Source organism: Streptomyces sp. NPDC088194 (assembly GCF_040702025.1).
Lineage (GTDB): Bacteria > Actinomycetota > Actinomycetes > Streptomycetales > Streptomycetaceae > Actinacidiphila.
The window spans coordinates 21,403-43,644 of record NZ_JBFBIV010000037.1 but is presented as its reverse complement, the minus strand read 5'-3'; the positions used below and the strand labels follow the sequence as shown (position 1 = coordinate 43,644).

Annotated in this window: 21 protein-coding genes; 12 read left to right on the top strand and 9 right to left on the bottom strand. The window is 71.9% G+C overall.

Translation table 11 applies throughout. The annotated features are described in order from the left end of the window. Positions 1-92 precede the first annotated feature (92 nt). The 3 genes from AB0399_RS21445 to AB0399_RS21435 all read right to left on the bottom strand — a co-directional run bounded on the left by AB0399_RS21445 (position 93) and on the right by AB0399_RS21435 (position 2,988). Positions 93-842 carry a hypothetical protein gene (locus AB0399_RS21445; RefSeq protein WP_366412414.1) on the bottom strand — a complete coding sequence of 250 codons (750 nt, stop codon included), beginning with the start codon at positions 840-842 and terminating at the stop codon, positions 93-95. Positions 843-1,015: 173 nt separating this feature from the next. Continuing rightward, complete coding sequence (locus AB0399_RS21440; RefSeq protein ID WP_366412413.1) at positions 1,016-1,645, bottom strand: HAD-IA family hydrolase; 630 nt, start codon at positions 1,643-1,645, stop codon at positions 1,016-1,018. Further along, positions 1,642-2,988 (bottom strand): helix-turn-helix transcriptional regulator, encoded by a 1,347-nt coding sequence (locus tag AB0399_RS21435; RefSeq protein ID WP_366412412.1) that lies wholly within the window; start codon positions 2,986-2,988, stop codon positions 1,642-1,644. The genes AB0399_RS21440 and AB0399_RS21435 overlap by 4 nt, the downstream gene beginning before the upstream one ends. A 347-nt stretch (positions 2,989-3,335) precedes the next feature. Between AB0399_RS21435 and AB0399_RS21430 the strand changes: the two genes are divergently transcribed. The 5 genes from AB0399_RS21430 (at position 3,336) to AB0399_RS21410 (ending at position 9,266) form a co-directional block, all read left to right on the top strand. Continuing rightward, on the top strand, positions 3,336-3,914 hold the full coding sequence (locus AB0399_RS21430; protein WP_329364763.1) for a toll/interleukin-1 receptor domain-containing protein: 579 nt from the start codon (positions 3,336-3,338) through the stop codon (positions 3,912-3,914). Between the two features lie 171 nt (positions 3,915-4,085). Then, positions 4,086-5,516, top strand: a complete 1,431-nt coding sequence (locus tag AB0399_RS21425; RefSeq protein WP_366412411.1) for a TIR domain-containing protein — start codon at positions 4,086-4,088, stop codon at positions 5,514-5,516. Further along, complete coding sequence (locus AB0399_RS21420) at positions 5,513-7,324, top strand: SPFH domain-containing protein (protein ID WP_366412410.1); 1,812 nt, start codon at positions 5,513-5,515, stop codon at positions 7,322-7,324. The genes AB0399_RS21425 and AB0399_RS21420 overlap by 4 nt, the downstream gene beginning before the upstream one ends. A 21-nt stretch (positions 7,325-7,345) precedes the next feature. Then, on the top strand, positions 7,346-8,596 hold the full coding sequence (locus AB0399_RS21415; protein ID WP_366412409.1) for a DUF2332 domain-containing protein: 1,251 nt from the start codon (positions 7,346-7,348) through the stop codon (positions 8,594-8,596). Between the two features lie 22 nt (positions 8,597-8,618). Continuing rightward, a complete protein-coding gene (locus AB0399_RS21410; RefSeq protein ID WP_366412408.1) occupies positions 8,619-9,266 on the top strand; it encodes an alpha/beta hydrolase-fold protein in 648 nt (215 codons plus the stop codon). Here the strand turns inward: AB0399_RS21410 and AB0399_RS21405 are convergent. Both AB0399_RS21405 and AB0399_RS21400 read right to left on the bottom strand, forming a co-directional pair. Then, positions 9,254-11,539: a tetratricopeptide repeat protein gene (locus tag AB0399_RS21405; RefSeq protein WP_366412407.1), complete on the bottom strand. Its 2,286-nt coding sequence runs from the start codon at positions 11,537-11,539 to the stop codon at positions 9,254-9,256. The genes AB0399_RS21410 and AB0399_RS21405 overlap by 13 nt on opposite strands. Next, the gene (locus tag AB0399_RS21400; protein WP_329364754.1) at positions 11,536-11,949 is read right to left on the bottom strand and encodes a hypothetical protein; all 414 of its coding nucleotides are present in this window, start codon (positions 11,947-11,949) and stop codon (positions 11,536-11,538) included. Before AB0399_RS21400 ends, AB0399_RS21405 begins: the two co-directional genes overlap by 4 nt. 171 nt (positions 11,950-12,120) lie before the next feature. Here AB0399_RS21400 and AB0399_RS21395 point away from each other — a divergent pair, with 171 nt between their 5' ends. Next, positions 12,121-12,339: a DUF397 domain-containing protein gene (locus AB0399_RS21395; RefSeq protein ID WP_329364752.1), complete on the top strand. Its 219-nt coding sequence runs from the start codon at positions 12,121-12,123 to the stop codon at positions 12,337-12,339. A gap of 44 nt (positions 12,340-12,383) precedes the next feature. After that, the gene (locus AB0399_RS21390) at positions 12,384-13,565 is read left to right on the top strand and encodes an MFS transporter (RefSeq protein WP_329364750.1); all 1,182 of its coding nucleotides are present in this window, start codon (positions 12,384-12,386) and stop codon (positions 13,563-13,565) included. A gap of 89 nt (positions 13,566-13,654) precedes the next feature. On the opposite strand, the gene AB0399_RS21385 is transcribed toward AB0399_RS21390, so the two are convergent. After that, positions 13,655-14,257: a TetR family transcriptional regulator gene (locus AB0399_RS21385; RefSeq protein WP_366412406.1), complete on the bottom strand. Its 603-nt coding sequence runs from the start codon at positions 14,255-14,257 to the stop codon at positions 13,655-13,657. Between the two features lie 196 nt (positions 14,258-14,453). On the opposite strand from AB0399_RS21385, the gene AB0399_RS21380 reads away from it, so the two are divergent. Beyond that, positions 14,454-15,320, top strand: coding sequence for an NAD(P)H-binding protein (locus AB0399_RS21380; protein WP_366412444.1), 867 nt, complete (start codon positions 14,454-14,456; stop codon positions 15,318-15,320). Positions 15,321-16,005: 685 nt separating this feature from the next. Here AB0399_RS21380 and AB0399_RS21375 read toward each other — a convergent pair. Further along, on the bottom strand, positions 16,006-16,482 hold the full coding sequence (locus tag AB0399_RS21375) for a MarR family transcriptional regulator (RefSeq protein WP_366412405.1): 477 nt from the start codon (positions 16,480-16,482) through the stop codon (positions 16,006-16,008). A gap of 68 nt (positions 16,483-16,550) precedes the next feature. Here AB0399_RS21375 and AB0399_RS21370 point away from each other — a divergent pair, with 68 nt between their 5' ends. After that, positions 16,551-17,474: an alpha/beta hydrolase gene (locus AB0399_RS21370; RefSeq protein ID WP_366412404.1), complete on the top strand. Its 924-nt coding sequence runs from the start codon at positions 16,551-16,553 to the stop codon at positions 17,472-17,474. A gap of 759 nt (positions 17,475-18,233) precedes the next feature. On the opposite strand, the gene AB0399_RS21365 is transcribed toward AB0399_RS21370, so the two are convergent. Together AB0399_RS21365 and AB0399_RS21360 are read right to left on the bottom strand one after the other, a co-directional pair. Further along, the gene (locus tag AB0399_RS21365) at positions 18,234-19,106 is read right to left on the bottom strand and encodes an alpha/beta hydrolase (RefSeq protein ID WP_366412403.1); all 873 of its coding nucleotides are present in this window, start codon (positions 19,104-19,106) and stop codon (positions 18,234-18,236) included. A gap of 200 nt (positions 19,107-19,306) precedes the next feature. After that, positions 19,307-19,873, bottom strand: a complete 567-nt coding sequence (locus tag AB0399_RS21360) for a hypothetical protein (protein ID WP_366412402.1) — start codon at positions 19,871-19,873, stop codon at positions 19,307-19,309. Between the two features lie 161 nt (positions 19,874-20,034). Here AB0399_RS21360 and AB0399_RS21355 point away from each other — a divergent pair, with 161 nt between their 5' ends. From AB0399_RS21355 to AB0399_RS21345, 3 genes are all read left to right on the top strand, one after another. Then, complete coding sequence (locus tag AB0399_RS21355; protein ID WP_329364740.1) at positions 20,035-20,814, top strand: VOC family protein; 780 nt, start codon at positions 20,035-20,037, stop codon at positions 20,812-20,814. A gap of 357 nt (positions 20,815-21,171) precedes the next feature. After that, positions 21,172-21,702 carry a SigE family RNA polymerase sigma factor gene (locus AB0399_RS21350; RefSeq protein ID WP_366412443.1) on the top strand — a complete coding sequence of 177 codons (531 nt, stop codon included), beginning with the start codon at positions 21,172-21,174 and terminating at the stop codon, positions 21,700-21,702. Next, the gene (locus tag AB0399_RS21345) at positions 21,699-22,220 is read left to right on the top strand and encodes a PASTA domain-containing protein (RefSeq protein WP_366412401.1); all 522 of its coding nucleotides are present in this window, start codon (positions 21,699-21,701) and stop codon (positions 22,218-22,220) included. The genes AB0399_RS21350 and AB0399_RS21345 overlap by 4 nt, the downstream gene beginning before the upstream one ends. Positions 22,221-22,242: the final 22 nt, after the last annotated feature.

Here is a 22,242-nt window from a genome sequence, read left to right as displayed (position 1 = left end):
GAGCGTGCTCCGAACGTGCGAGACGGGAAAGGGCAGTTGGGGTGCGGGGCGGCGGCGCCTGCCGCCCCGCACCGGTGGGCCGACGTGACGAATCAGGCGGCGGTCACGCGGTGCGACTCGATCCGCTCGATCCACTCGGACTTCATCCCGGCCAATTCCACCGCGAAGTCGGCCATGGAGGTGCCGTAGGCGGCGACGACGCCGCCGGACTGGTCGGGGACGGACTGGCAGCCGTGCACCAGCCGGCCGCCGAGCGCGGTGTGGGCCTTGATGCCCTCGATGCGGCGGTACTCGTTGAACCAGCCGCCGTGGTAGACCTCGTCGAGCATCTGGCCGTCGGTCTCGCTGAGGTCGAAGACGACCCCGGTGGCGGAGGGGAAGAACCAGCAGGGGCCGACGTTGGAGATGTGTCCGTCCAGCTCGACCTTGTTCAGGGCCATCAGCGTCGCGGCCTGCCGCAGCATCGCGAGGTGGCCGGCGGTGAAGTCCGGCAGGCCGAGGGTGACCAGGTGCTCGTCACGGAACAGGTAGGAGTACACCTGCCAGGCGATGGCCAGGACCTCGCCGGCGTCGCCGGTGGAGCGGCCGTGGGTCGTGATGAAGTCCAGTGCCATCTGCTCGACGGCCGCGGTCTCGGTCTCGTCCGCGGCCAGCAGCCCGTCCCTGACGGTCTGCCAGTCGATCACGAGCCAGGAGCTGTTCTCGAAGCGGAAGAAGTACTCCGCAGGGTCGATGGTGATACGCGTGCCGTCCACGGTGATGCCGGGCAGGCGGTTCCAGCGCGGGTCGAACGCCTCGGGCAGTTCGACCGTGATCGTGGTCGTGTCGACGGTGGTGGTCACCTGTGTCTCCGATCCGGGTGGGCACCCCCAGCAGGGGTGCTGTGCGGCTTGGGCTGCCGCCCCGGAGCGGGGAACCCTGTCTGCTCCGAGGCGGCGGGAGAACCACCATCGCGCCCCGGCCGGGTCCGTATCCGCAGCCGGACTGCGGCCCCGCAACCCGGCTGCGGATGGGTCTAGACCTCGTGGGTGAGCCGCAGTCCGAGGGCGGCTTCCATCTGCGCGATCGTGTGCGCCGGGTCTACCGCCAGGATGGTGGCGACCCCGAGTTCTTCGGCAGGAGGAAGGTTGCGGGCGGTGTCGTCGACGAACACGCAGGCGTCGCCGGGCAGATCCATCAGGCCGAGCATGACCGCATACAGTTCCGGGTCGGGCTTGCGGAGTTGGTAGTCCTCGGAGATCAGCACCGTGTCGTAGTTCGCGGCCAGGTCGTAGCCTGCGTAGACGTCATACGGGCCGGTGCCCAGGCTGTTGGAGAAGATCCCGACCTTGACTCCGGCCGCACGGGCCGCTTGGGAAGCGGCGATCACCGTCGGCTCCGGGTGCAGGTCTTCCAGCACGCGCCCGAGGAGATTGGCGCCGTCGATCCCCAGCAGTGCGGCTGTCCGCTCGTTCCACTGGATCTGGGTGATCGCCCCGCGTTCCAGGTCCGCGTACAGGGCCGCGCCTTGCGGGTCCTTGGCGATGACCGACAAGAACGTGCCTTCCGGCAGGCAGGCCCGCCGGTCGAAGGCCAGTGCGCACGCGGCCACGCTGGTGGTCAGCACCCCACCGAAGTCGAGGATCAGCCCCGTGCGGCCCTTCACGCTGCACTCCCAATGGCCTTCAGCAGGGTCCTGGTGTCGATCAGGTGCTCGCTCAGGCTCCGCGTTCCCGCGGTCTTGTTGTCCCGCAAGGTCCGGTGCAGGTCGGTGACCCGCCGCAGCGTCCCCCGGTGCTGGACCTGCTCGACCAAGTCCAGGGCCGCGTGGCCGTCTTCGCATGCCTGCTCGACGTGGCCGGCCCCTGCATGTGCCTCCGCGCGGGAGATGAACGCGGTGCAGCGGTGCCGCAGCATCTCCGGCGACAGCCGGTTCAGCGCCTGGTCCAGCGACGGCAGCGCCTCATCGAAGCGGCCCAGCCGCGCCAGGTCACTGCCCTCGTAGGCATCCGCTTTGGACAGGTCGAACCAGGCGATGCCGCCCCATCGTTCGTCATCCATGGACCCGGACAACAGTGTGCGCGACGCCTCCATCGAAGACCGGAAGCCGTACTCGTCGCCGGTGGAGGAGTACATCTCCGAGGCGACCGCGTTCGTCCACGCCCGCATCCGCACCGACGCCCCCCGCTTGGCGGCCTCCACCGCGGCCAGCGCGTAGTCCAGCCCGCCCTCCGGATCGCCACCGTAGGAGGTGCCGAATGCCCGGCCGGCCAGGATCAGCGCGGACAACTCTGCGCTGCCGATCTCCTTCGCGATCCGGAACCCCAAGTCCATGTAGGCGTCGGCCTGTTCCTGGTCACCCAGGTCCAGTGACAGCAGGACGGCAGCCAGCGACGCCATCTCGACCATATGGGCCAGCAGCGAGTTCCGCAGACGGGGCGGTTGGGTCTTCGGTTTGAGCGAGGTCACCAACTGGAGCTGGCCATGGGCGACCGGGACGAGGGTGGAGGCCGGGAAGGACTTGTACGACCGCCGGTAGCTGGCGCCGATCGACCGCAACTCGTCCACAGTCGCCTGGTCCACGGCGCCACCAGCCGGTCGGCTGACCTGGGCCTGAGCGTCCGGGGAGAGCCCGGCGACGGCACCGGTCAGACCTGCCAGGGAGCCGAGGGTGAAAGTACGTCGACGCACAATCTCAGAACTTTCCGGATCGGGCGCAGTCGCGCGGCGGGAAGGCGGAGAAAGCAAATGTGATCTGGACGACTGTGCTATCACAGCGGCTCCGGCGTACCGAACGTCGAACGCCAGCACGTAATCGACAGCCAGCCCCAACACCTGGGCGATCCGTTCCGCCAAGCCCACACTGTCCAGCGCGATCACGCCACGCTCCACCTGCGACACCCAGGACTCCGAACGGCCGATCCGCTCCGCGAGATCCCTCTGGTGCCAGCCCTTGCGACGGCGCCCCTTCTCGATCCGTCCACCGATCGTACTGTCGATACCCGCCACAGGACGCCCCCAGACGCCGTGATTACTCCACCACGTAGAGCAACCGTACTCACGACGGCATGCCGCCGGCAGCGGAACGACCCGCCTCCATCTGAGTGGAGAGGGCGTCTTACATGGAAGGGCGCCGAGGTGCGGCGGCTGATGCGAGAGCACGGCGCCGCTGCGTGAGCTGCCGACACCCTGGGTTCGCTCAGCGAGCCGATGGGGCAGAACCAGGGTCGGCGGCCTGCGGGGTGGGGGACGGGTGGACGAGGGCGGGGCGAGGCGGCGGAGATGGGGCGGCGCCGTGCGGGAAAGGGTGGCGCTTTTCGCGGTCGGGCCGAGGGCCACTCCAGTACGCTCGGCTGATGGCTTGGGCGAATCTGCTCGTAGCGGTTGCCGCGATGGCAACTGGCGTGGTGGCGACGTATTTCACCTACGTCACCCTCAGGGGTCAAATACGGCGCCGCCATGATCCCCCGGCGGCGCCGGCGGTTGACGGCTCCGCGCCCTCCTCCGAACCCGCACCTTCCTCTTACGACGTGTTCATCTCGTACGCCGAGGCGGACGAGCCGCACGCCGTCCGGTTGGCCGAAAAACTTCGCCTCCGCGGGATTCGGATCTTCCTGGCGAAGTGGATCGGCCCCGGGCTGGTGGAAATCCTGGAGAAGGAGCGCGCGCTGCTGGGTTCGGCGAATGGCGTACTGATCTTCAGCAGGGCGACGACGGGTGATCCGCGGATCATGGACGAATACGCCGCACTGCTCCAGCGGGTGCACTCCGGGGCGCGCAGGTTCGTCCCGGTGCTGGCCGAGCCGGTGGAACTGCCGCCCTTCGCACGGATTCGGGTGCCGTTGGACCTGGCGTGCGGCGACGCCGAGTACGAGACGCGGGTGGACCTGCTGGTCCGTGCGCTGCGGCCGACCGAACTGGGCGCGGGCTCCTGACCGTTCGGCCGAGGGCGTGCGCCGGCGCGGTGGACGAGTGGCGGCGCCTGCCGAACTCCACCGCTGAATTTCCTTTGGGAACCGCCGGGTTGCTGGATTTCCTCCTACCATGGAGGAGGAGGGCGGGCAGGATTGCGGCGTAGCGGGCAGGGGGGCGGCCGAGTGATCGACGTGTTCATTTCCCACGCGCCGGGTGACAGCGAATGGGCCGAAGGGTTCGCCAAGCGGCTGAACCGGCCCGACATCCGGATCTTCCTCGATCGATGGAGTCTGGACTTCGGCGACGTGCTGGTCCACCGACTCGACGCGGCGATTCGCAGCGCCTCCCACGGAATAGCGATCATCAGCCCGGAATCCGTCGGCTCACCGCGCGTCATGGAGGAGTACGCCGCCCTCGCCCACGCCTCCGCGGAACGCCAACTCCGTTTCATTCCCCTACTGATAGGCGACGTGGCACTTCCGCCCTTCGCCGCCAACCGCGTCTGGCGCGACTTCCGCGAGATCACCGATCACCAGTACGACGAGAAAGTCGACGAGATCGCCGCCGTCATCCTGGGCGAGGCCGCGCCCGACCGGGTGGCGGCAGCCGAGGAGAACCTCGCGGCGTCCCAACCGGCGCCGCCGCGCCCGCTCACCGAACCGCCCGAGCACTCCTTCGTGGTCTGCTACGCGGGCGCCGACGCCGAGTACGCCGGGGAACTCGTGCGGCAACTCCGCGCCGGCGGGCTGCCGGTGTGGTCGATCGGCGACTTACGCCCCGGCGACGCCCACTTCTGGACGGTCCGCCGGCAACTGCGGTATGCGGTGGGGATCGTCGTCCTGATGTCGCCCCAGTCGCAGGACTCCGACGACGTGACCCGGATGATCCTCGAAGGGCAGCAGCACGGGCGCCCGTTCGTGCCGATCCTGCTGCACGGTGAGCGCAACTTCCACCTGGCCAACACGTGGTACGTCGACGCGCGGGACGGCCGGCTGCTCGGCGAGGGCGAACTGGCCCTGCTGGAAAGGCTGGTGGCCGCCGGGCCGGACGGCGGTGCGCCGGACGGTCCCGAGGCGGACCCGGTGGCCGTCCTCCCGCAGCCACCGACCCGGCCTTCGGTGCGGGCCGTGCGCGTGCCGGCGGCCACCGGACTCAGCCGCCTGGACACGTACCTGGCGGAGAAGGAGTACACCCACGCCGACCTGCTGACCACCTCGCTGCTGCTGGAGGCCGCGAACCGGGCCGGCGACGGCTGGCTCCGCGCGCGGGACGCCCACGCCCTCCCGGCGGAGCTGCTGGCCGGGGTCGACGCCGTGTGGGCCCGCCACTCCCACGACCGGCAGGGGCTGCGGGTCCAACGCGGCCTCGCGCGGGTCCGCAGGGGACGGCACGCGGAGTTCCTGAACCTGTCGGTGGCGTGCGGCTGGCGGCGGGCGGTCGACGACGTCGTGCCGGCCGGCTACCAGGAGTTCGCCGACCGCGCCGGGCCCGGCCGCCGCGCCGGCTTCTTCCCGACGCTCCGCAATCCGCAGAACGAGCACTTCGCCGACTGGTACGACCAGTGGAGCGCCACAGCGCTGGCGGTACACCTACGCCTGGACGAACGGGGAACCCTGCAATGATCACGACGATCGTCATCCTCGTGCTCCTGGCCGCGGGCGCCGGGTATGTCGGCGTGATCGGGCGCGTGGTGGTACCGCCCGGCCATGTCGGCATCGTCCGGCGGCGGTTCGGCCCGTCCGATCCCGTGTTCAGGCGGGTCACCCCGTACGACAAGCGGGGCCTCCAGGCGCGGGTGCTGCCCACCAACGGCTCCAGCTGGCTCGTCCCGGGTCTGTACACGGTGGAGATCGTGCCCAGGGTGGACATCCCGGAGGGCAGGATCGGCGTGGTCACGGCGGTGGAGGGCCGCAGCCGTCCGGCCGGCCAGCCGCTCGCGCGGCAGGTGGAGTGCGACAACTTCCAGGACGGGCCGGGGTTCCTGCTCGGCGGCGGTGAGCAGGGCCGGCAGGCCAACACGCTGGCGGGCGGCCAGTCGTACTACATCAACACCATGCTCTTCACCGTGGAGACCGAGCCGCGCACGTACGTACCCCCCGGCACGGTGGGCGTGGTGGAGGCCAGGGCGGGCGGCATCCGGCCACCGCACCGGCCGTTCGGCAGGCACGTGGAGTGCAACAGCTTCCAGGACGGACACGCGTTCCTGTCCGGTGGCGGCGAGCAGGGCCGGCAACTGGCGATCCTCGGCGGCGGTGCCTACTACGACATCAACCCGGCCCTGTTCAAGGTGACCACCGTCGCCAACGTGCGGGAGTCCCGCGACGGCCTCACCGTCGAGAGCCTCCAGGAGATCGCCATCCCGATCGGTGCGACCGGCGTGGTGGTCACCCTCGACGGCGCCGAACCCCCGCGGGACGGTGCGGCGGAGACCGTGGCGCCGCGGGTGGAGGGGCACGGCAGCTTCCGGCTGCCGTGGGTGTTCCTGGCGGCCGGGGGCCGCCGCGGTGTGCAGCAGGAGACGCTCGGCGAAGGCGCCGTCTGCGCGCTCAACCCCTGGTTCGTCAGGGTCATGCTGATCCCGACCCGGCTGCTGATCCTGGAGTGGACCAAGAAGACCGGCGCGGAGGCGCAGCGCAACTACGACGCCGAACTCGAACAGATCACCGTGACCATCCAGGGCCACCGGGTCAACGTCGAGATGAAGCAGAGCCTCCAGATCCCGGAGAAGGCCGCGCCGGTGCTGGTCAGCCAGTTCGGCGGCACCACCTCGGGAATCGGCGGGCTGTCCCACAACCCGGCGCCGGTCCAGCGGTTCGTCGAACGGGTCCTCGGCGCCACCGTGGAGTCCTACTTCAGCGAGATCGCCGCCGCCGCCACCATCCAGGAGTTCCTGAGCAGGTACGCCGAGACGCGCACCGACCTCACCGCCCAGGTCCGCAACGCCCTGCTGGTGTGGGGTGTCGAGGCCAAGGGCACGACGCTGGGCGAGTTCCAGCCCGAGGACGCCAGCATGAACGAGGCGATGAAGCGGGAATTCCTCGCCGAGATGAACAACCGTTTCCTGATGGCGAAGTTGGAGGGCGCCGGCACCGCGGACGAGATCGACGAGATCGAGTCGCGGAAGGACCGGAGGCGTGTCGCCATGCAACTGGAGGCGGAGTTGCAGGCCGAGATCGACGCGCTCGGGCCCGAGAACGCGGCGGTCATCCGGATCGTGCGGGAGTTCGCCCAGTTCCAGGTCCCCGAGTACATCGGCGGCGGCGACATGGCGGGCCTGGTCCAGGCACTTCCGATGGCGAACATGCGGGACATCCTCGGCAGGCTCCGCGAACTGCGCTCAGACCACCAGATCGGCCGCGGAACGGCTGCGCCTATGCTCGACCAGAAGGCCGGGTTCCAGGGGGAGGCGGAAGAGGCCGCGTCGGAGTGAGTGCGGGGCGGGAGCGTTGGCGTGAGTGACCCTCGGCGCGAGGGCGAAGTCGGGCGGCTGCGGCGGCTGTTCGGGGTCTTCGGTGCGATCCAGGGCGCCGGGCGCTCCCCGGTGTACGCGGCGCTCAGTGAAGGCGTCGTGGGTGACGGTGACTTGCTCGCGCTGCTGCTCGACGCGCCGGCGGACCAGCGCCGGCCCAGCCTTCTGTTCGCGGCGGTGAACCTGCTGCTGGCGGGCGGCCGGGGCGCGGAGTTGGCCGCGTACTACCCGATCCACGGGGGGAGCCGGGCGGTCGACGGCCAACTGGTGCCGGTGTTCGCGGCGTTCTGCCGCCGGCATCGTGACGAGCTGGCCCGGCTGCTGTCGGAGCGGTCCACCCAGACGAACGAGATCCGGCGGTGCGTCGCGCTGTGGCTCGGCGTCGATCACGTCCAACGCCATTGGCCGGGGCCGGTGCACCTCGTCGAGGTCGGTGCGAGTGCGGGGTTGAACCTGCTGTTCGACCGCTACGACTACCGGTTCGACGGGGGAGCGGCGACCGGCAGCGACGGTTCGCGGGTCGTGGTGTCGTGCGAGGTGAGGGGCGGAGCGCGGGGCGGGGAGTTGGGCGGGGTGCCGGGCGGGGAGTGGAGCGAGGCGCGGGGCGAGGGGAAGGGCGAGGCGCGGGGCGCGTCCGGTGCGGGCTTCCTCCGGGCGGCGCCGCCGATCGTACGGCGGCTCGGTATCGACCAGCACCCGATCGACCTGTCCGACCCCGGCGCCCGGGCCTGGCTGGAGGCGTTCGTCTGGCCCGAGCAGACCGCCGAACTCGCCACCCTGCGCGGCGCCTTCACCCTCGCGGCGGCCACGGCGTCCACGGCGGCCACCGCGGCCGCGAGCGTCGTACGGGGCGACGCGACCACGGACACCGCCCGTATCCTCGGCGAACTGCCGGGCCGCGAGCCGGTGGTCGTGTTCACCGCGTCGCTGCTCAGCTATCTCACCGCCCAGGCGCGTACCGCGTTCGTCGCCCAACTCCGGCAGGCCGCCCAACGGCGCCCGGTGGCCTGGGTGTTCGCCGAGGCGCCAGGGCTGCTGGCCACCACCGGACTCGACATCCCCGCCCTGCGCGGCCCCCTCGCCCGCCGCAACACCCTCTACCTGGTCGGCGCGAGCCTGCGCGGAGCCGCCCCGGACCACGACCGCTCCCTCGGCCTTGCCGACCCCTACCTGCGCTGGCTCTCCCCGGCCCGCACCCCCGCGGACGACTTCTCCTGGGTCCCCCCGAGCTGACCCTTCGGCGCCGGCGTCGTTGATGGTGTTCCAGGACGGCTGGTGGTACCTGGACCCGGACGGGCAGGTGCGCGGCGCGACGGTCCTGGACAACCTCGTGCACAGCGGCGACATCCCGCCCACCATCGGCGTGTTCGTCGACCCCGGCGTCTTCCCGGACGCCGAGGCCCCGAAGAACCGCAACCACGAGTACGACGCCTTCGACGACCGCTACGCCACCTTCCTGCTGACCGAGATCATCCCCCAGGTCACCGCGCGCTACGCCATCGCCGAGGAGCCGGAACGCTGGGCCATCTGCGGGGGCAGCAGCGGCGGCAACTGCGCCTTCACCGCGGCCTGGTTCAGGCCCGACAGGTTCCGCCGCGTCATCGGCTGCCTCTCCAGCTTCGCGCAGATGCCGGACGGCAACCCCTACCCCCGGCTCCTCCCCGACACCCCCCGCAAACCGCTGCGCGTCTTCCTCCAAGCCGGCCACCGCGACCTGCGCTGGAACGCACCCGAACGGAACTGGCTCGCCGAGAACCTCCGCGTCGCCGCCGCCCTGGCCGAAGCGGGCTACGACTTCCGCCTGGTCCTCGGCGACGGCCCCCACACCCCCAACCACGCGGGCGTCCTCCTCCCCGACGCCCTCCGCTGGCTGTGGCGGGAGAGCCTTCCTCAGTCGGAGTAGAGCGCCCGGACCCGGATCACGTCGGGGTCGTTCACGCCGTATATGCCCTCGGCGGCAGTGAGGTTGGCGCGGAGCAACTGCTGTGCCTCGTCGTGTTCGCCGGCCGAGGCGAGGCGTTCCGCGAGAAGGATGCGGGCTTTGGTCGTGAGGGGGTGCTGGGGACCCAGGAGGCGTTCGCGGCCCGCGGTGGCGTCGCGCATCATGAGGACTGCTTCGCGGTGGCGCCCGTCCAGCATCAGAGCCCAGCTGAGGACCAACTTGGCGGAGTACACCAGCGGGTGGTCCGGGCCGTGCAGGCGGATACGGGCGTCCAGGGCACGCCGCGCCGCGGCCTCGGCCTCCTCGGGAGCGGCTGTGTGAAGCAGGCCGAGGGCGTAGTTGCTGTAGGCGATGACGGTGACGGGGTGTTCGGAGCCGAGTGCGCGCTCGCAGCCGGCGACCGTCTCGGGCCCCTCGCGTACGAAGGCGTCGGTGTGGCCGGTCTCGGCGAGGAACTCCAGGTTCAGGGCCCGGCTCCTGAGGGTGTCGACGTGGTCCTCGCCCAGGGCGCGGCGCTGGCCTTCGATGGCGCCGCCGAGCCAGGCCAGGCTCTCGTCATGCCGTCCGAGGAGGTAGAGCGGCAGGCTCAGCAGCGCGGCGGTGCGCAGAGTGTCGGGGTGTCCGGCACCCAGGACGGCGGTGCGCTCGTGATGGACGTGACGCAGCAGTCGCTCGGCTTCGGCGAGTCTGCCCAGCCGGCGGAGCGCATCCCCCTGCTGGTGACGGGCGCCGAGGGTGTCGGGGTGCGTTGCCCCCTGGAGACGCTGAGAGGTGTCACCGGCGAGGGTGGTGAGGGCGATCGCGGCGGCGTAGTCGCCGGTTTCATGGACGCGTTGGGCGACCTGTAGGGCGATCCCGAGGGCTGGGGAGACAGTGGCCTCGTCGACGTGCCGCAGCAGCGCGGTGATGTGCGGGGTGATGAGCCTGAGCTGCTCGGTGTCGACGGGCACCGGGTCCTGGGCCGGGAGGACCGCTCGCAGGAGGTCGGTGGCGACGCGGACGTAACCGGCGCGCTGCGGCGCGGGGATACCGCCGTGCACGCTCTCCAGCAGGAGGCCGTGCAGTTGGATGCAGCGGACCGCACCGGGGCCCGCGCACTGGGTGGCCAGCGAGTGATCCAGCAACCCCCGCAGTGCTGACTCCAACTGGTCCACTGGGAGCGGAGGTTCGAGCGATTCCAGGTCGGCCGCGGCGACGGCGCCGCGGCCGAGGACCGTCAGGGGAAGGGGGTCCGCGGCGAAACAGGACAGGAGTCTCAGCAGTGTGGTGGCCTCGGGCAGACCTTGGGCGGTGAGGCCGTCCAGGGTGAGCTGCCAGGTTCGGGACACCAGGTGCCGCCCGTCCTGTGCGTGCGCGCCTTGGTCGATCAGCCCGGTGGCGTCGTCTTGCAGGCGATCGTGGTAGTCGCTCATCGTCCACGACTCCAGGAGTTGGTGGGCCAGATAGGAACCGGCGAGGTTCAATGCCAGCGGAAGGCAACCCAGCCGCTGGGCCACGGACTTCGCATCCTGGATGCTTCCCGCATCCGGGGCGAGATCACACAACACCTGCGCGGCGTCGTCCAACGGCAGAACGTCGAGCCGGTGCAGGCTGGCACCGTGCCACAGCGCGGCCGTGGAGCGGCGAGAGGTCACCAGGACCGTTCCGGCAGCGCTCGCGCGCAGCCAGCCGCCCTCCTCCAGGAGACTGGGCTCGTCGGCGTTGTCGATGACCAGCAGCCAGGGCTGGGGGGAGCGTTCCAGGTAGTGCCACACCAGGTCGGCGGCGGCGCGCTGGCCGAGCTGGGCCGCGGCCACCTCCCCCGGAGCGGCGCCGCGGTCGGCGGCAACCGCGAGCATCGCCGCGCGGAGCGTCGTACGATCCGAGGCACTCACCCACAGCGCCACTCGGTCCTGGTTGAGGGCCTCCTGAAAGGCCCAGTGTGCAAGCGAGGTCTTTCCGCAGCCGCCCATGCCGTGGACGACGTGGATGCCTCGGCCCTCGCGGATGGCCGTCGTGAGCGCGGCTCGCAGGTGTGATCGATTGCGGAGGATCTTCGGGACCCGTTCGGCCAGGGCGACACGTACGGAGTCCGGCCCGGGCCAATGGCCGCCGGTGGTGGGTTGTGGGTAGTGGTGATGGTGCTCGGTGATCAGCTGATCGCGGGCGGCCTGATAGACACGCCCCTGTTCGGACGCGTGGCCTTCGACGGAGGTGCGGGACGCCGGGACGTCGTCCGGGCCGGCCGGGTTCACGCCTCGGTGATGTGCTGGTCGCGGCCCGCCTGGTACACCCGGCCGTGTCCGGTCGCGGTCGCCCGCATCCGCACTCCCTCGGCAGCGGTCGGAGCCTGGGGGCTGACTTCCTCCAGCAGAAGCCGCAGTTGATCGGCCACACCGGGATCGGCGGCCAGCAGCCTGCGGAGCCTGCCCTGCCATTCAGCGCGCAACTCGTCCTCGGACCGGTCGTCATGGGCGGCGCGGGCCGCGAGCAGATCCACCCGCGTGGCCTCCAGTTCCGCGTCGACGGCATCCGCTCGATCGGGATGGACCCGCTGCCACAGGGCGACAAGGCCCTCGCGGGTGCGCTGCCAGCCTTCGGTCGCCATCAGCGTGACCACCGTGCTTCCCGCGGTGGCCGCCAGCGCAGTGATCTCCGAATCCATCCAACCCTCCACCGCAGCCTGACTCCGCCGTACCCAGTCCATCAGTTCGCGGTGCCGGGGGCTGGGCGCCCGGTGATTTTGGCTCACAATCGCCCCACGGATCAGCTTGTGCAGGACCCCCGGGTCGGGTTGTGTGGCAACGCTCGCCATCATCCCAAGGCGGAGGTACTTGTGGCTGACGTGAACTTCGAGACCGCGCTCTGGCGCAAGAGCAACAACAGCGGCGACACAGGATGCGTCGAGGTCGCGCTGAACACCCCTTCGATCGGCGTCCGCGACACCAAACAACAGGGCACCGGACCCATACTCTCCTTCAGCCGCTCGGCATGGACCTCCTTCGTGGAGGGCCTGCGCGAGGGGGATTTCGAGGCCGAGGAGAGCACGACCTGAGCGCCAGCCCGCAGAACCGTACGACCAAGCCGGCGGACCCACCCGTGACCACCATCGGCCGGGTCGGTCCGCTGCTTGCCTCCACCGGGATCTCCGTCACCGGTGACGGCGCTTTCATGGCCGCGGCCCCGCTGCTGGCCGCTTCCCTCACCCGCAACCCGCTGGCGATCTCCACGGTCACCGCGGCCTTCTACGTCCCCTGGCTGCTCGTCGGCCTGCCCGCCGGGGCACTCGCCGACCGCTGGCCGCGCCGGACCGTCATGGTCACGGCCGACCTCCTGCGCGCCGTGGTCCTGGGTGCCCTCGCCGTGGTCGTGGTGAGCGGCCACGCCACGCTGCCACTGCTCGCCGCGGCGATCCTGATCGTCGGTGTCGCCCAGTGCTTCTTCGACGCCTCCTCACAAGCCGTCATCCCCCTGCTGGTCGGCCGCAGCAAGGAAGCACTCACCCAAGTGAACGGGCGCTACTGGGCCATCGACACCATCGGGCGTTCGCTGGCCGGGCCGCCACTCGGCTCCGGCGCCTTCGCGCTCAGCGCCACCGTGCCCTTCGCCGCCGACGCGGCCTCCTTCGTATGTTCCGCCGCCTGCATCAGCCGTCTGCCGAAGATGGCCCCCGGCGCGCAGCACACCGCTTCGCTCATCACGGCGATCCGGGCCGGGCTCCGACACCTTCTTACGACCCCTGACCTGCGCATGCTCGCGGCGAGCATGGCCGCGTACAACTTCGCCTACAACCTCTCCATGGCGACCTTCGTGCTGTACGCGACCAGCAGCCTGCATGTCGCGACGGCCGGTTACGGCGTCCTGCTCGCGGTCGCCGCGCTCGGCGGAGTCGCCGCGGGCTGGCGGGCCGCCCCGCTGACCCGCCCGCTCAGCTACCGGCAAATGATGGCCATCGCCAGCGTGTTGCAAGCCGTCGCCTGGAGCGGCATCGCCGCCGTTCCCAACGCCTTCGCCGCGGGAGCCTTCCTGGCGCTGCTGGGAGCCGCTTCCACCCTCACCAGCGTCGCTGCGGGCTCTGCACGGCAGGCGCTCACCCCCGATGACCTCCTCGGGCGAGTGGTTTCCGCGTTCCGCCTCTTCGGCGTCGGAGCCGCGGGGTTGGGCGCACTGACCGGGGGCCTCGTCGCCCGCGAAGCGGGTCTGCGCGCACCGATCTGGGGTGCCGCCGTACTGCTGCTGGCCGCTGCTGTCGCGCTGCGACCATGGCGACGGCCCAACTGACCCCTCTGTGAACAGCCGTTGCCGCGGTCGCCCGAGGCCGGCTCCGGTTCGACCGACAGCCCGCAGCTGTCGCGTAGGGCGACAGCCCGCTATCGGAGTCGGGCGAAGGCGTGGTCGGCGTCGGCGACGGCCTCGGGGTGGACGTCGTCGGCGGCGCGGCCGTCGGCGATCTTCTGCCAGTTGGCGCGGGCGAGGACGCGTTGGACGGCGAGGACCTGGGCCGCTTGCAGCCGTGCGCGGATGTCGGGGCCGGGATCGAGGGCCGACGCGAGGGCATGCTCGTCGTCGAGCAGGTACTGGGTGAGCCGTCCCGCCAGGCTCGGGGTGGTGAACACCAGGCGGTGGAACTCCACCACCGCGGGATGGTCGCTGAGGCCGGTGACGGGTTCGTGGTGGTCGAGGCCGGCCCGGAAGTGCCGGTGCAGCGCCGTCACGGGGGAGACACCGGGCCCGCGGGCGCGTACGACGCGCGCGGCCTCGCCGTTGTGGTCGGCGAACCGGTGCAGTACCAGGTCCTCCTTGCTGGGGAAGTACCGGAAGAGGGTGGGCTTGGAGACCTCGGCCACCGCGGCGATGTCGCTGACCGAGACCTGGTCGAATCCGTGCGCCAGGAACAGGGTGATCGCCGCGTCGGCGATGGCATCACGGGTCCGCGCCTTCTTGCGTTCGCGCAGCCCTGTCGGCTCGGTCATGGGAGCAGTGTATCAACGTGTAACCGGGTTGTGTTTTTAACCGAGTAACGGTTTGATGCGGGACGTGACTCCTTCAGACATCTCCGACGCGGGCCGGGACGGTTCCCGCGGCTCCGCGCGCCTGCCCAAGGACCGCGGCGAGGCACTCACGACCCGAAACCCGACCCGAAACCCACCCCGAAACCCCATGCCACCGGTGCTCGTCACCGGCGCCACCGGCCGGATCGGGCGCGGCGTCATCGACCGGCTCGTGGCCGCGGGCATACCGGTCCGCGCCCTCACGCGCCGGACCGAAGCGGCGGCGAAGCTGCCCGCCGGCGTCGACGTCGTCACCGGTGACCTCACCGTGCCCGCGTCCCTCGACGGGGCGCTGCGCGGCACCGGCGCCGTCTTCCTGCTGTGGACCGCGCCGCCGACGACCGCCGCGGCGGTCGTCGAGCGCCTGGCGACCCACGCGCGGCGCGTGGTCCTCCTCTCCTCGCCGCACCGGACGCCGCACCCCTTCTTCCGTCAGCCGAACCCCATGGCGGTGCTGCACGCCGAGATCGAGCGACTCCTCGCGGCGGCCGGCATCGAGTCGACGATCATCCGCCCGGGGATGTTCGCCTCCAACGCGACGGCCTGGTGGGCGCCCGCCCTCCGCGCCGGCGACGTCGTCCGGTGGCCTTACGGCGCCGCCGAGACCGCGCCCGTCGACGACCGCGACATCGCGGCCGTCGCGGCGCGGGTGCTGTACGAGGACGGCCATGCCGGAGGCGACTACGTCCTCACGGGCCCCGAGTCGCTGAGCCAGGCGGCGCAGGTGCGCATCATCGGAGACGTCCTGGGGCGCCCGATCAGGTTCGAGGAGCTGTCGCCGGACGAGTTCCGCGGTGAGACGGAGGGGAAGGCGCCGCGCGCGGTCGTCGACATGCTGCTCGCCGCATGGGGCGCGACGATCGGAAGGCCCGCGTACGTCACCTCGGCGGTCGCCGACATCCTCGGAGCGCCGCCGAGGTCGTTCGCCGAGTGGGTCGCCGACCACGCCGACGCGTTCGAGCGCGCCCCGATCCCGTCGAGCTGAAGTCGACTGGATCGGAGCGGAGTTGACGTGGCCTCGGGGGAGCGGGCGGTCGGCCGGGCCTACACCGGCGGCCGGTCGGCGGTCACCCGCACCGCCCGCACAACTGCTCGCGCCGCACCGCGGAACGGGACGTCGCGGACACCCCCGGCACGGGCGCCCAACGGCCGCGGTGCGCGCGGTGCTGCGGCGGGCCGTACGGCGACTGCCAGGCCGGCCGGTCGGTGCGGTCCGGGCCGCCCCGTACGCGGAACGCGCCGTTCAGCCGGGAGTACTCGGACGAACACCTGCGGCAGCGGAGGGGGAGGGGTGGCGGGCAGACGAAGGTCGGCGGGCAAGTGGGGAGGACCACAAGGTACTTGGACATGGAGAGACACCGGTTCCAGTGAGAGGACCGCAGCGGAAAGGAGCGCGGCGCACAGCGGCGACGCGCGACGGATCAGCGCTCGGGGTGCTCACTTGGTGTACAACGGCTCGTCCTCGACCGGGAGACTGCGATGGCTGCGGGCGGAAGCACCGTAACGGCACGCGGATGTGCGGCTCCAGTGGTTTTCGGGCGCCCGGCCGACCGCGCCCGCTGACCGCGCCCGCCGGGCGGACTCGGGTGTGCCCGGCGCCCGGCGCCCGGCGCCCGGTGCGCGTCCGCCTCGCGCCCGACCGGCGGGCGGAGTGACCCGCGGGAGGCGCGTCAGCCCGTGGGTGTGCCGATCTGCTCGCGCTCCAGGCCGGAACGCAGTACCGACAGGGCCTGCGCGGCAGCCGTCATGGCGGACGCCTTGCACGCGTCCGCGGTCAGTTCGGCCAGCCGCTCGGTGAAGGTCTCTTCCGCCGCGTCGACCAGTTGCCGGCCGTCGTCCGTCAGGGCCAGCAGCGAGGACCGGCGATCGGACGGATTCGGTCGCCGAACGGCCCAACCCTGCTTCTCCAGCCGGTCGACGGTCTTGCTGGTCGCGCCGATGCCGATGGCGAATTCGGCGGCCAGGTCCGCCACTCGGGCCCCGGGGTGGTCGCGCAGGTAGCGCAGGGCCTCGAACTGCGAGGTGACGATCTCGTGCCGCTCGCGGAGGCGGTCGTTGAGGGCGTTGTACAGACGCGTCTCGCATCGGACCAGGTCGGAGAAGAAACCCGGGAGGTCGACCGTCTCGCCGCTCGCTTTGGATGTCACGGCATGTAGTCTACGTTAGATTCCACGGCATATAGTTCTGTGGAAGCTATCCGCGACAGGAGAAGACGATGAGCAAGGAACAGCGTGCGCGGGTCGACGCGATGCTGCGGCAGCCGCAGCCCGAGGGCCCGCGGTCGGTCGAGGCGATCCGAGCCGGTTTCGAGGAGCTGATGGCCCAGATGGTGGTGCCGGACGGCATCCGCAGCGTGCGGACGGCGCTCGGCGACCGGCCCGCACTCCATGTCGAGCCGGACAGCGGGGCGCGGGCCGGGACGATCCTGTACTTCCACGGCGGCAGTTGGGTGTTCGGCTCCCCCGAAACCGCGCTGTCGCTGACGGGGCACCTCGTGGACAGGACCGGCTTCGGGGCGTACTCGGTGGACTACCGCCTCGCCCCCGAGCACCCGTTCCCGGCCGCGATCGAGGACGCGCTGAGCGCCTACCGCGCCCTCCTCGACAGCGGTCGGGACCCTTCGGGCATCGCGTTCGCCGGGGACTCGGCCGGCGGCGGCCTCAGCGTCACGACCTGCCTGGCCGCCCGCGACGCGGGCCTGCCGCTGCCCGCCGCCCTCGTGATGTTCTCCCCGGGCGTCGACGCGACCCGCACGGGCGAGAGCATGGACACCAAGGAAGGCATCGACCCGATCTTCACCCGCGCGTCCGTGGAACACACCGCGGCCATGTACCTCGCCGGGCAGGACCCGCGCCAGCCCCTGCTCAGCCCGGCCGTCCTCGCCGACCTGACCGGCTTCCCCCCGATGCTCATCCAGGTCGGCACCAACGAGATCCTGCTGGACGACTCCACGCGACTGGCCGCGCGTGCGAGGGCGGCCGGCGTGGACGTCATCCTGGATGTCACCGCCGACGTGCCGCACGTGTTCCAGGCGTTCGCCGGCGTTCTCGACGACGCCGACCTGGCGCTGGACCGCGCGGCCCTGTTCCTCACCCAGCACGTCCGTACGCCCGACGCGTCGGCCGCGTCAGCCGGGTGAGCCCCGGAGCCGTCCGGTGATACGGCGAGCGGGCCCGGGCGGGCCGGAGGGGCGGGAAGGGCGAGGGTCGGCCGGAGGGCGTCGGGCGCGGGTGCAGGCGCGGACGCCAATACGGATACGGATACGGGTGCGCCGCGCGACGCGGTGACGGTCGCGGGGAGCGGTGACGCGAGCGCCGTGGACGGCGTCCGCGCGGTGACGGGTTGCCGCGGCCCTCCGCCAACAGCCGCTGCCGCGGGCGCCGTTGCGGGTTCCGCTGAGGTCGAGGTCCACGGCAGTGGATCGGCGAGGCCACCAGCATCGAGGAGCAGGTCGTGGCGGACCGGGAGCGGCTGTTCGGCGCGGAGCACCCCGACACGGTCGAGGTGGCCGGCGCTCTGGAGGAGCGGAAGGGGCCGCGCTGATTCCGGTGACGGGGCGCCGCCGCCCGGGCGCCCCTTGATACGGGATTCGGTCCACTGAACGGTCCGCGCCGCCCCGTGCCGCTCGCGCGCCGGGCACCGTACGGGACGCCGGGCCTTGCACCGGGTGACCGGGTGGCCCTCGACGATTTCGGCACCGCTACGGGTCGCCGGCGTCGCCGCGTTCGTTCCCGATCCACCAGCGCAAGATCGACGGATTGAGGGTGACCGGCGATCCGCCCGCCCAGATCCGGCGTGCCGGCCGCCGACCTGGCCGCCGACCCGGCGGCGGTCCTGCGCCGGTCCCGGACCCAGCCCGGTGGCTGACGCGACCCCGCACGCCGGCACCGGGAACGCGTCAGGCCAGGTGCCCGGTCAGCTCGGTCACGATGTCGTCGAACGCGTTGAGCATCAGCGAAAGGTGACCCTCGGTCGGCTCGAGGTGGACGGTGGCACCGGTCAACCGGCTCGCCAGCCAGCGGCCGTGGGCGTAAGGCACCATCCGGTCCTCGGCGCCTTGCCAGACCGAAACCGGAGTCTTGACGGCGCCGAGATCGAAGCCCCAGTCGCCGACGAAGGCCAGGTCGTCGTCGCGCCAGCCGGCGATGCCGCTGGACACGGCCGCCCGGAACGTCGCCGCCGTGTAATCGGCGAACTCGTCGGTGAGCGCCCTGCGGTCCACGTCGGACACCAGATCGCCCAACGCGGCCGCGATCTGGCCGGCTTGCACCTCGGCCAGGCATGGGACCTGAGCGCTCAGAAAGGCGGTCAGCGGCCCCGATCCGGCCACGGCCGCCCCGAACTCCTCGATGTTCTCCGCGCCCATGCCGCCCAGCCAGTCGAGGCCCTCGACGCCGTGCGGGGCGACACCGGCCACGGTGGCGGCGGCGAGGCACCGGCCGGGCAGCAGCGCCGCGCAGGCCAGAGCGTGCGGGCCGCCGCCGGACCAGCCGACGGTCAGGAACCGGTCGGCGCCCAGCTCGTCCAGGATGGCGGCGACGTCGACGGCCACCGCGGCGACCGTACGGCCGGGCTGCGGCGACGAACCGGCGTATCCGGGCCGGCTGTGGACCACGACCCGCAGGCCATGCCGCGCAGCGGTCGCGACCATCGGCTCGAAGAGCACCGCCGCGGACGGCGTGCCGTTGTGCAGAACCAGGGGCGTGCCGTCCGCGGGACCGGCCACCAGGTATTCCAGTGTCCGGCCATCGGTGAGCTGGAGGTTCGTCATGGGGAGAACCTACGTCAGAAACGCGCGGACCCGCCGGGGGCGGGCTCCCCTGGCACACCGCCCCAGCGCGTCACGGCGGATCGCCCTCGTCCACCACGCCGTCCGCAAGGTCCAGGAGATCCACTCCAGCGGTCACTGACCGCCGCTCGGCGTCCCGGACGGAGTCACGCACCGGGACCGCCGGCAGCACCAGGCACGGCTCAGCGGTAGTCGATGCCCGAGTTCGCCTCGCTGCCCGGCCCGTCCGCCGTGGCGTTCCCGGTGTCCCGCGCGGTCGCCGTACCGCTGCCCGTACCGCTGCTCGTACCGCCCCCGCCCGCCGCGCCGCCCGGGCGGCGCACGCCCGTGTTCGCGTGGCCGCCGTCGCTCGCGCTCGCCGTACCAGTGCGGGTCGCGGTGTCGATCGGGCCGGCCGCCCGTAGTTCCTCGACCGCGCGGGCCAGGGCGCGCGCGAAGTCCTCGTCGTGCTCGGCCGCGTCGTCGAGCGCGTCGGTCAGCCGGCGACGGGTGCGCTCGCTCGGCTCGGGCCGGCCGGCCTCGGCCTCCTGCCGGGCCCGCTCCAACGCCGGATCGGCGCCGAGCCGGGCGCTGACCAGTTCGTGCAGCCGGTCCATGCCAGCGTCCAGGCCCCGGTCGACCTCGGCGTCCGCGCGCCTGCCCACCCGTCCGGCCTTGCGGACCAGCCACGCGAACAGGTACCCGACCGCGATCTCCACACCCGTCACCACGACCCCCTCGCCCAACTGCCGTACGCCGTAGGTCCTCACGACGGTACCCGGGAACCGGCGCCCGGACCCGGGGCGCGGCCGGCCTCCGGCCGGTGCTCCGGCATTCCGGGCATCCGGCGGGCGCGACCGCGTGTCGAGCCGTGGAGCGGGGTCCGTGAGGCGAGTCTGGTCGTTCCGGAATCCCACCAGAAGGGGCGAAAATGCCCGAAGTGACCACTCCGTACAAGACCGGCACCCCGTGCTGGGTCGATCTGATGGCGAAGGACCAGCAGGCCGCGCTGGACTTCTACCGCGACCTGCTCGGCTGGCAGGGCGAGGTCGGCTCGGACGAGTTCGGCGGGTACACGGTCTGCGAGTTGAACGGCAAGGCGGTCGCCGGCATCGGCAAGGCGATGGCGGCCGAGGGCACGGCCGTTCCGCCGACCGTGTGGACCAGCTACCTCGCCACCACCGATGCCCAGGCCACCCAGGACGCGATCGTCGGCGCGGGCGGCACCCTGATCGCCCCGGTGATGGACGTGGGCTCGCTCGGCAGGATGCTGATCGCCGCCGACCCGCAGGGCGTGGTGTTCGGCGTCTGGCAGCCCGGCGAGTTCTTCGGCGCCCGGATCGTCAACGAGGCCGGCGCGCTGCTCTGGAACGAGTTGCACACCCCCGACGTGCTCGCCGCCACCGCGTTCTACGGCGAGGTCTTCGGCATCGAGATCAAGCCGATGGACGGCGCCGACGACTACTGGGAGCTGCGGGTCGGCGACCGTACCGTCGGCGGTGCGTCGCTGCTCGACAACGACCCGCCCGGCACGCCCGGGCACTGGCTGGCCTACTTCGCGGTGGACGACACCGACTCCACGGTGGACGCGCTGGTCAAGCGTGGCGGGACCGTTCTCGCCCCGCCGTTCGACATGGTGGCGGGCCGGATGTCGGTCGTCACCGACCCCCAGGGTGCTCCGTTCGCCCTGCTCAAGCCGACCCCGATGTAGCCCAAGCCACCCGTTCCACCTGCTCCACCCGCTCGGCCCGCCGGACCTGCTCCACCCGCCGCCCGCACCACCCGGCGCCGCCCGCCGGACCTCCGGTGCGGGCGGCGTTCGGCGCCCGCCCTTGCCCGCGCTGCCGCCCGCACCCCCCAACCGGCCCCCCAGCCGCACCCCTTGTGACGCAGGTCTCAACGAAGCGGTGCAGCAGCCGGGGACGCCCCGCCGTCAATGGGGGGACAGGAAGGGAGGGACGGTGTGGCTCTGGCAGCCAAATGGAACGCGCCGCTTTCCGAGGCGGTGCGCACACGTCGGCTCGGTCGGCGCGGCCGATCCGATCCGGCGTCCGCGGCGTCGTCCGGCATGGACCCGGAGGAGGATTTCCACTCCTACGTCGCCGCCCGCTCGGCGGTGTTGTTCCGCGGCGCCCTGGTCCTGACCGGAAGCCGGGAGGCGGCCGAGGACCTGGTCCAGGAGACCCTGGAGCGCGCCTGCCGCCGCTGGCGCACCATCGCCGCCAAGGACGTACCGGACGCCTACGTGCGGCGCATCATGGTCAATCTGGCCAACGACCGCTGGCGGCGCTTCCGCCGGGTCGTACCCCAGCAGGACGCGGGTGACGACCGGGCCGCCCCGGGGGACGAGTACGGGCGCGTCGACAGCCGGGACCAGCTGGTCCGCGCCTTGCAACGTCTGCCGATCGGCATGCGCACCGTCGTGGTGCTGCGCTACTTCCACGACCTCTCGGACGCCGAGATCGCCGAGGACCTGCGGATCTCGCCGAGCGCCGTACGGTCCCAGCTCACCCGCGGCCTGGAGAAGCTCCGGGCCCAGATGCCCGCGCTCGCCGAACCTCCGTCACCGCGGTCCCGGGAAGGAAAGCCCATCCGATGACCGGCTACGCATCGCCGTCCTCAGGCGGCCCTGACGGTGACACCCACGTCGACCCCTTCGAACAGGAACTGGTGACCGCCTTGAACGACTTCTCCCGCACCTCCCCCGCGCCCCACTTCGACGCCACCGGCATCAGGAGCCGTGTGCGCCGCAAGCGGGCCGGCTTCATCGCCGCCGCCTCCGCGGCCCTCATCGTGGTCGGCGGCGGCACCGCCCTGGCCACCGTCGGCACCGGTTCGCACGCCACGCACTCCGCCGCCGCCCACGGCACCCCGACCCGGACCCCGACGGCGGTCAAGGGCAACGACACCACGGTGCCGTACGTCAAGCCGTTCGACCTGGGGGGCATGAACCTGGACATGGCCAAGGAGGCGCTGGCGCAAGGCGACCTCACGGTCGGCAAGGTCACCTACCGGGCGGTTCCCGCGTGCAAGCCGGGCGCGGTCATCGCGGTCTCGCCGCTCAGCCCGACGGTCCTCCATGGCGGCGAGAAGGTCGACCTGACCCTCTGCCGCTGACCGAGGGCCCCGGGTCGGCGCG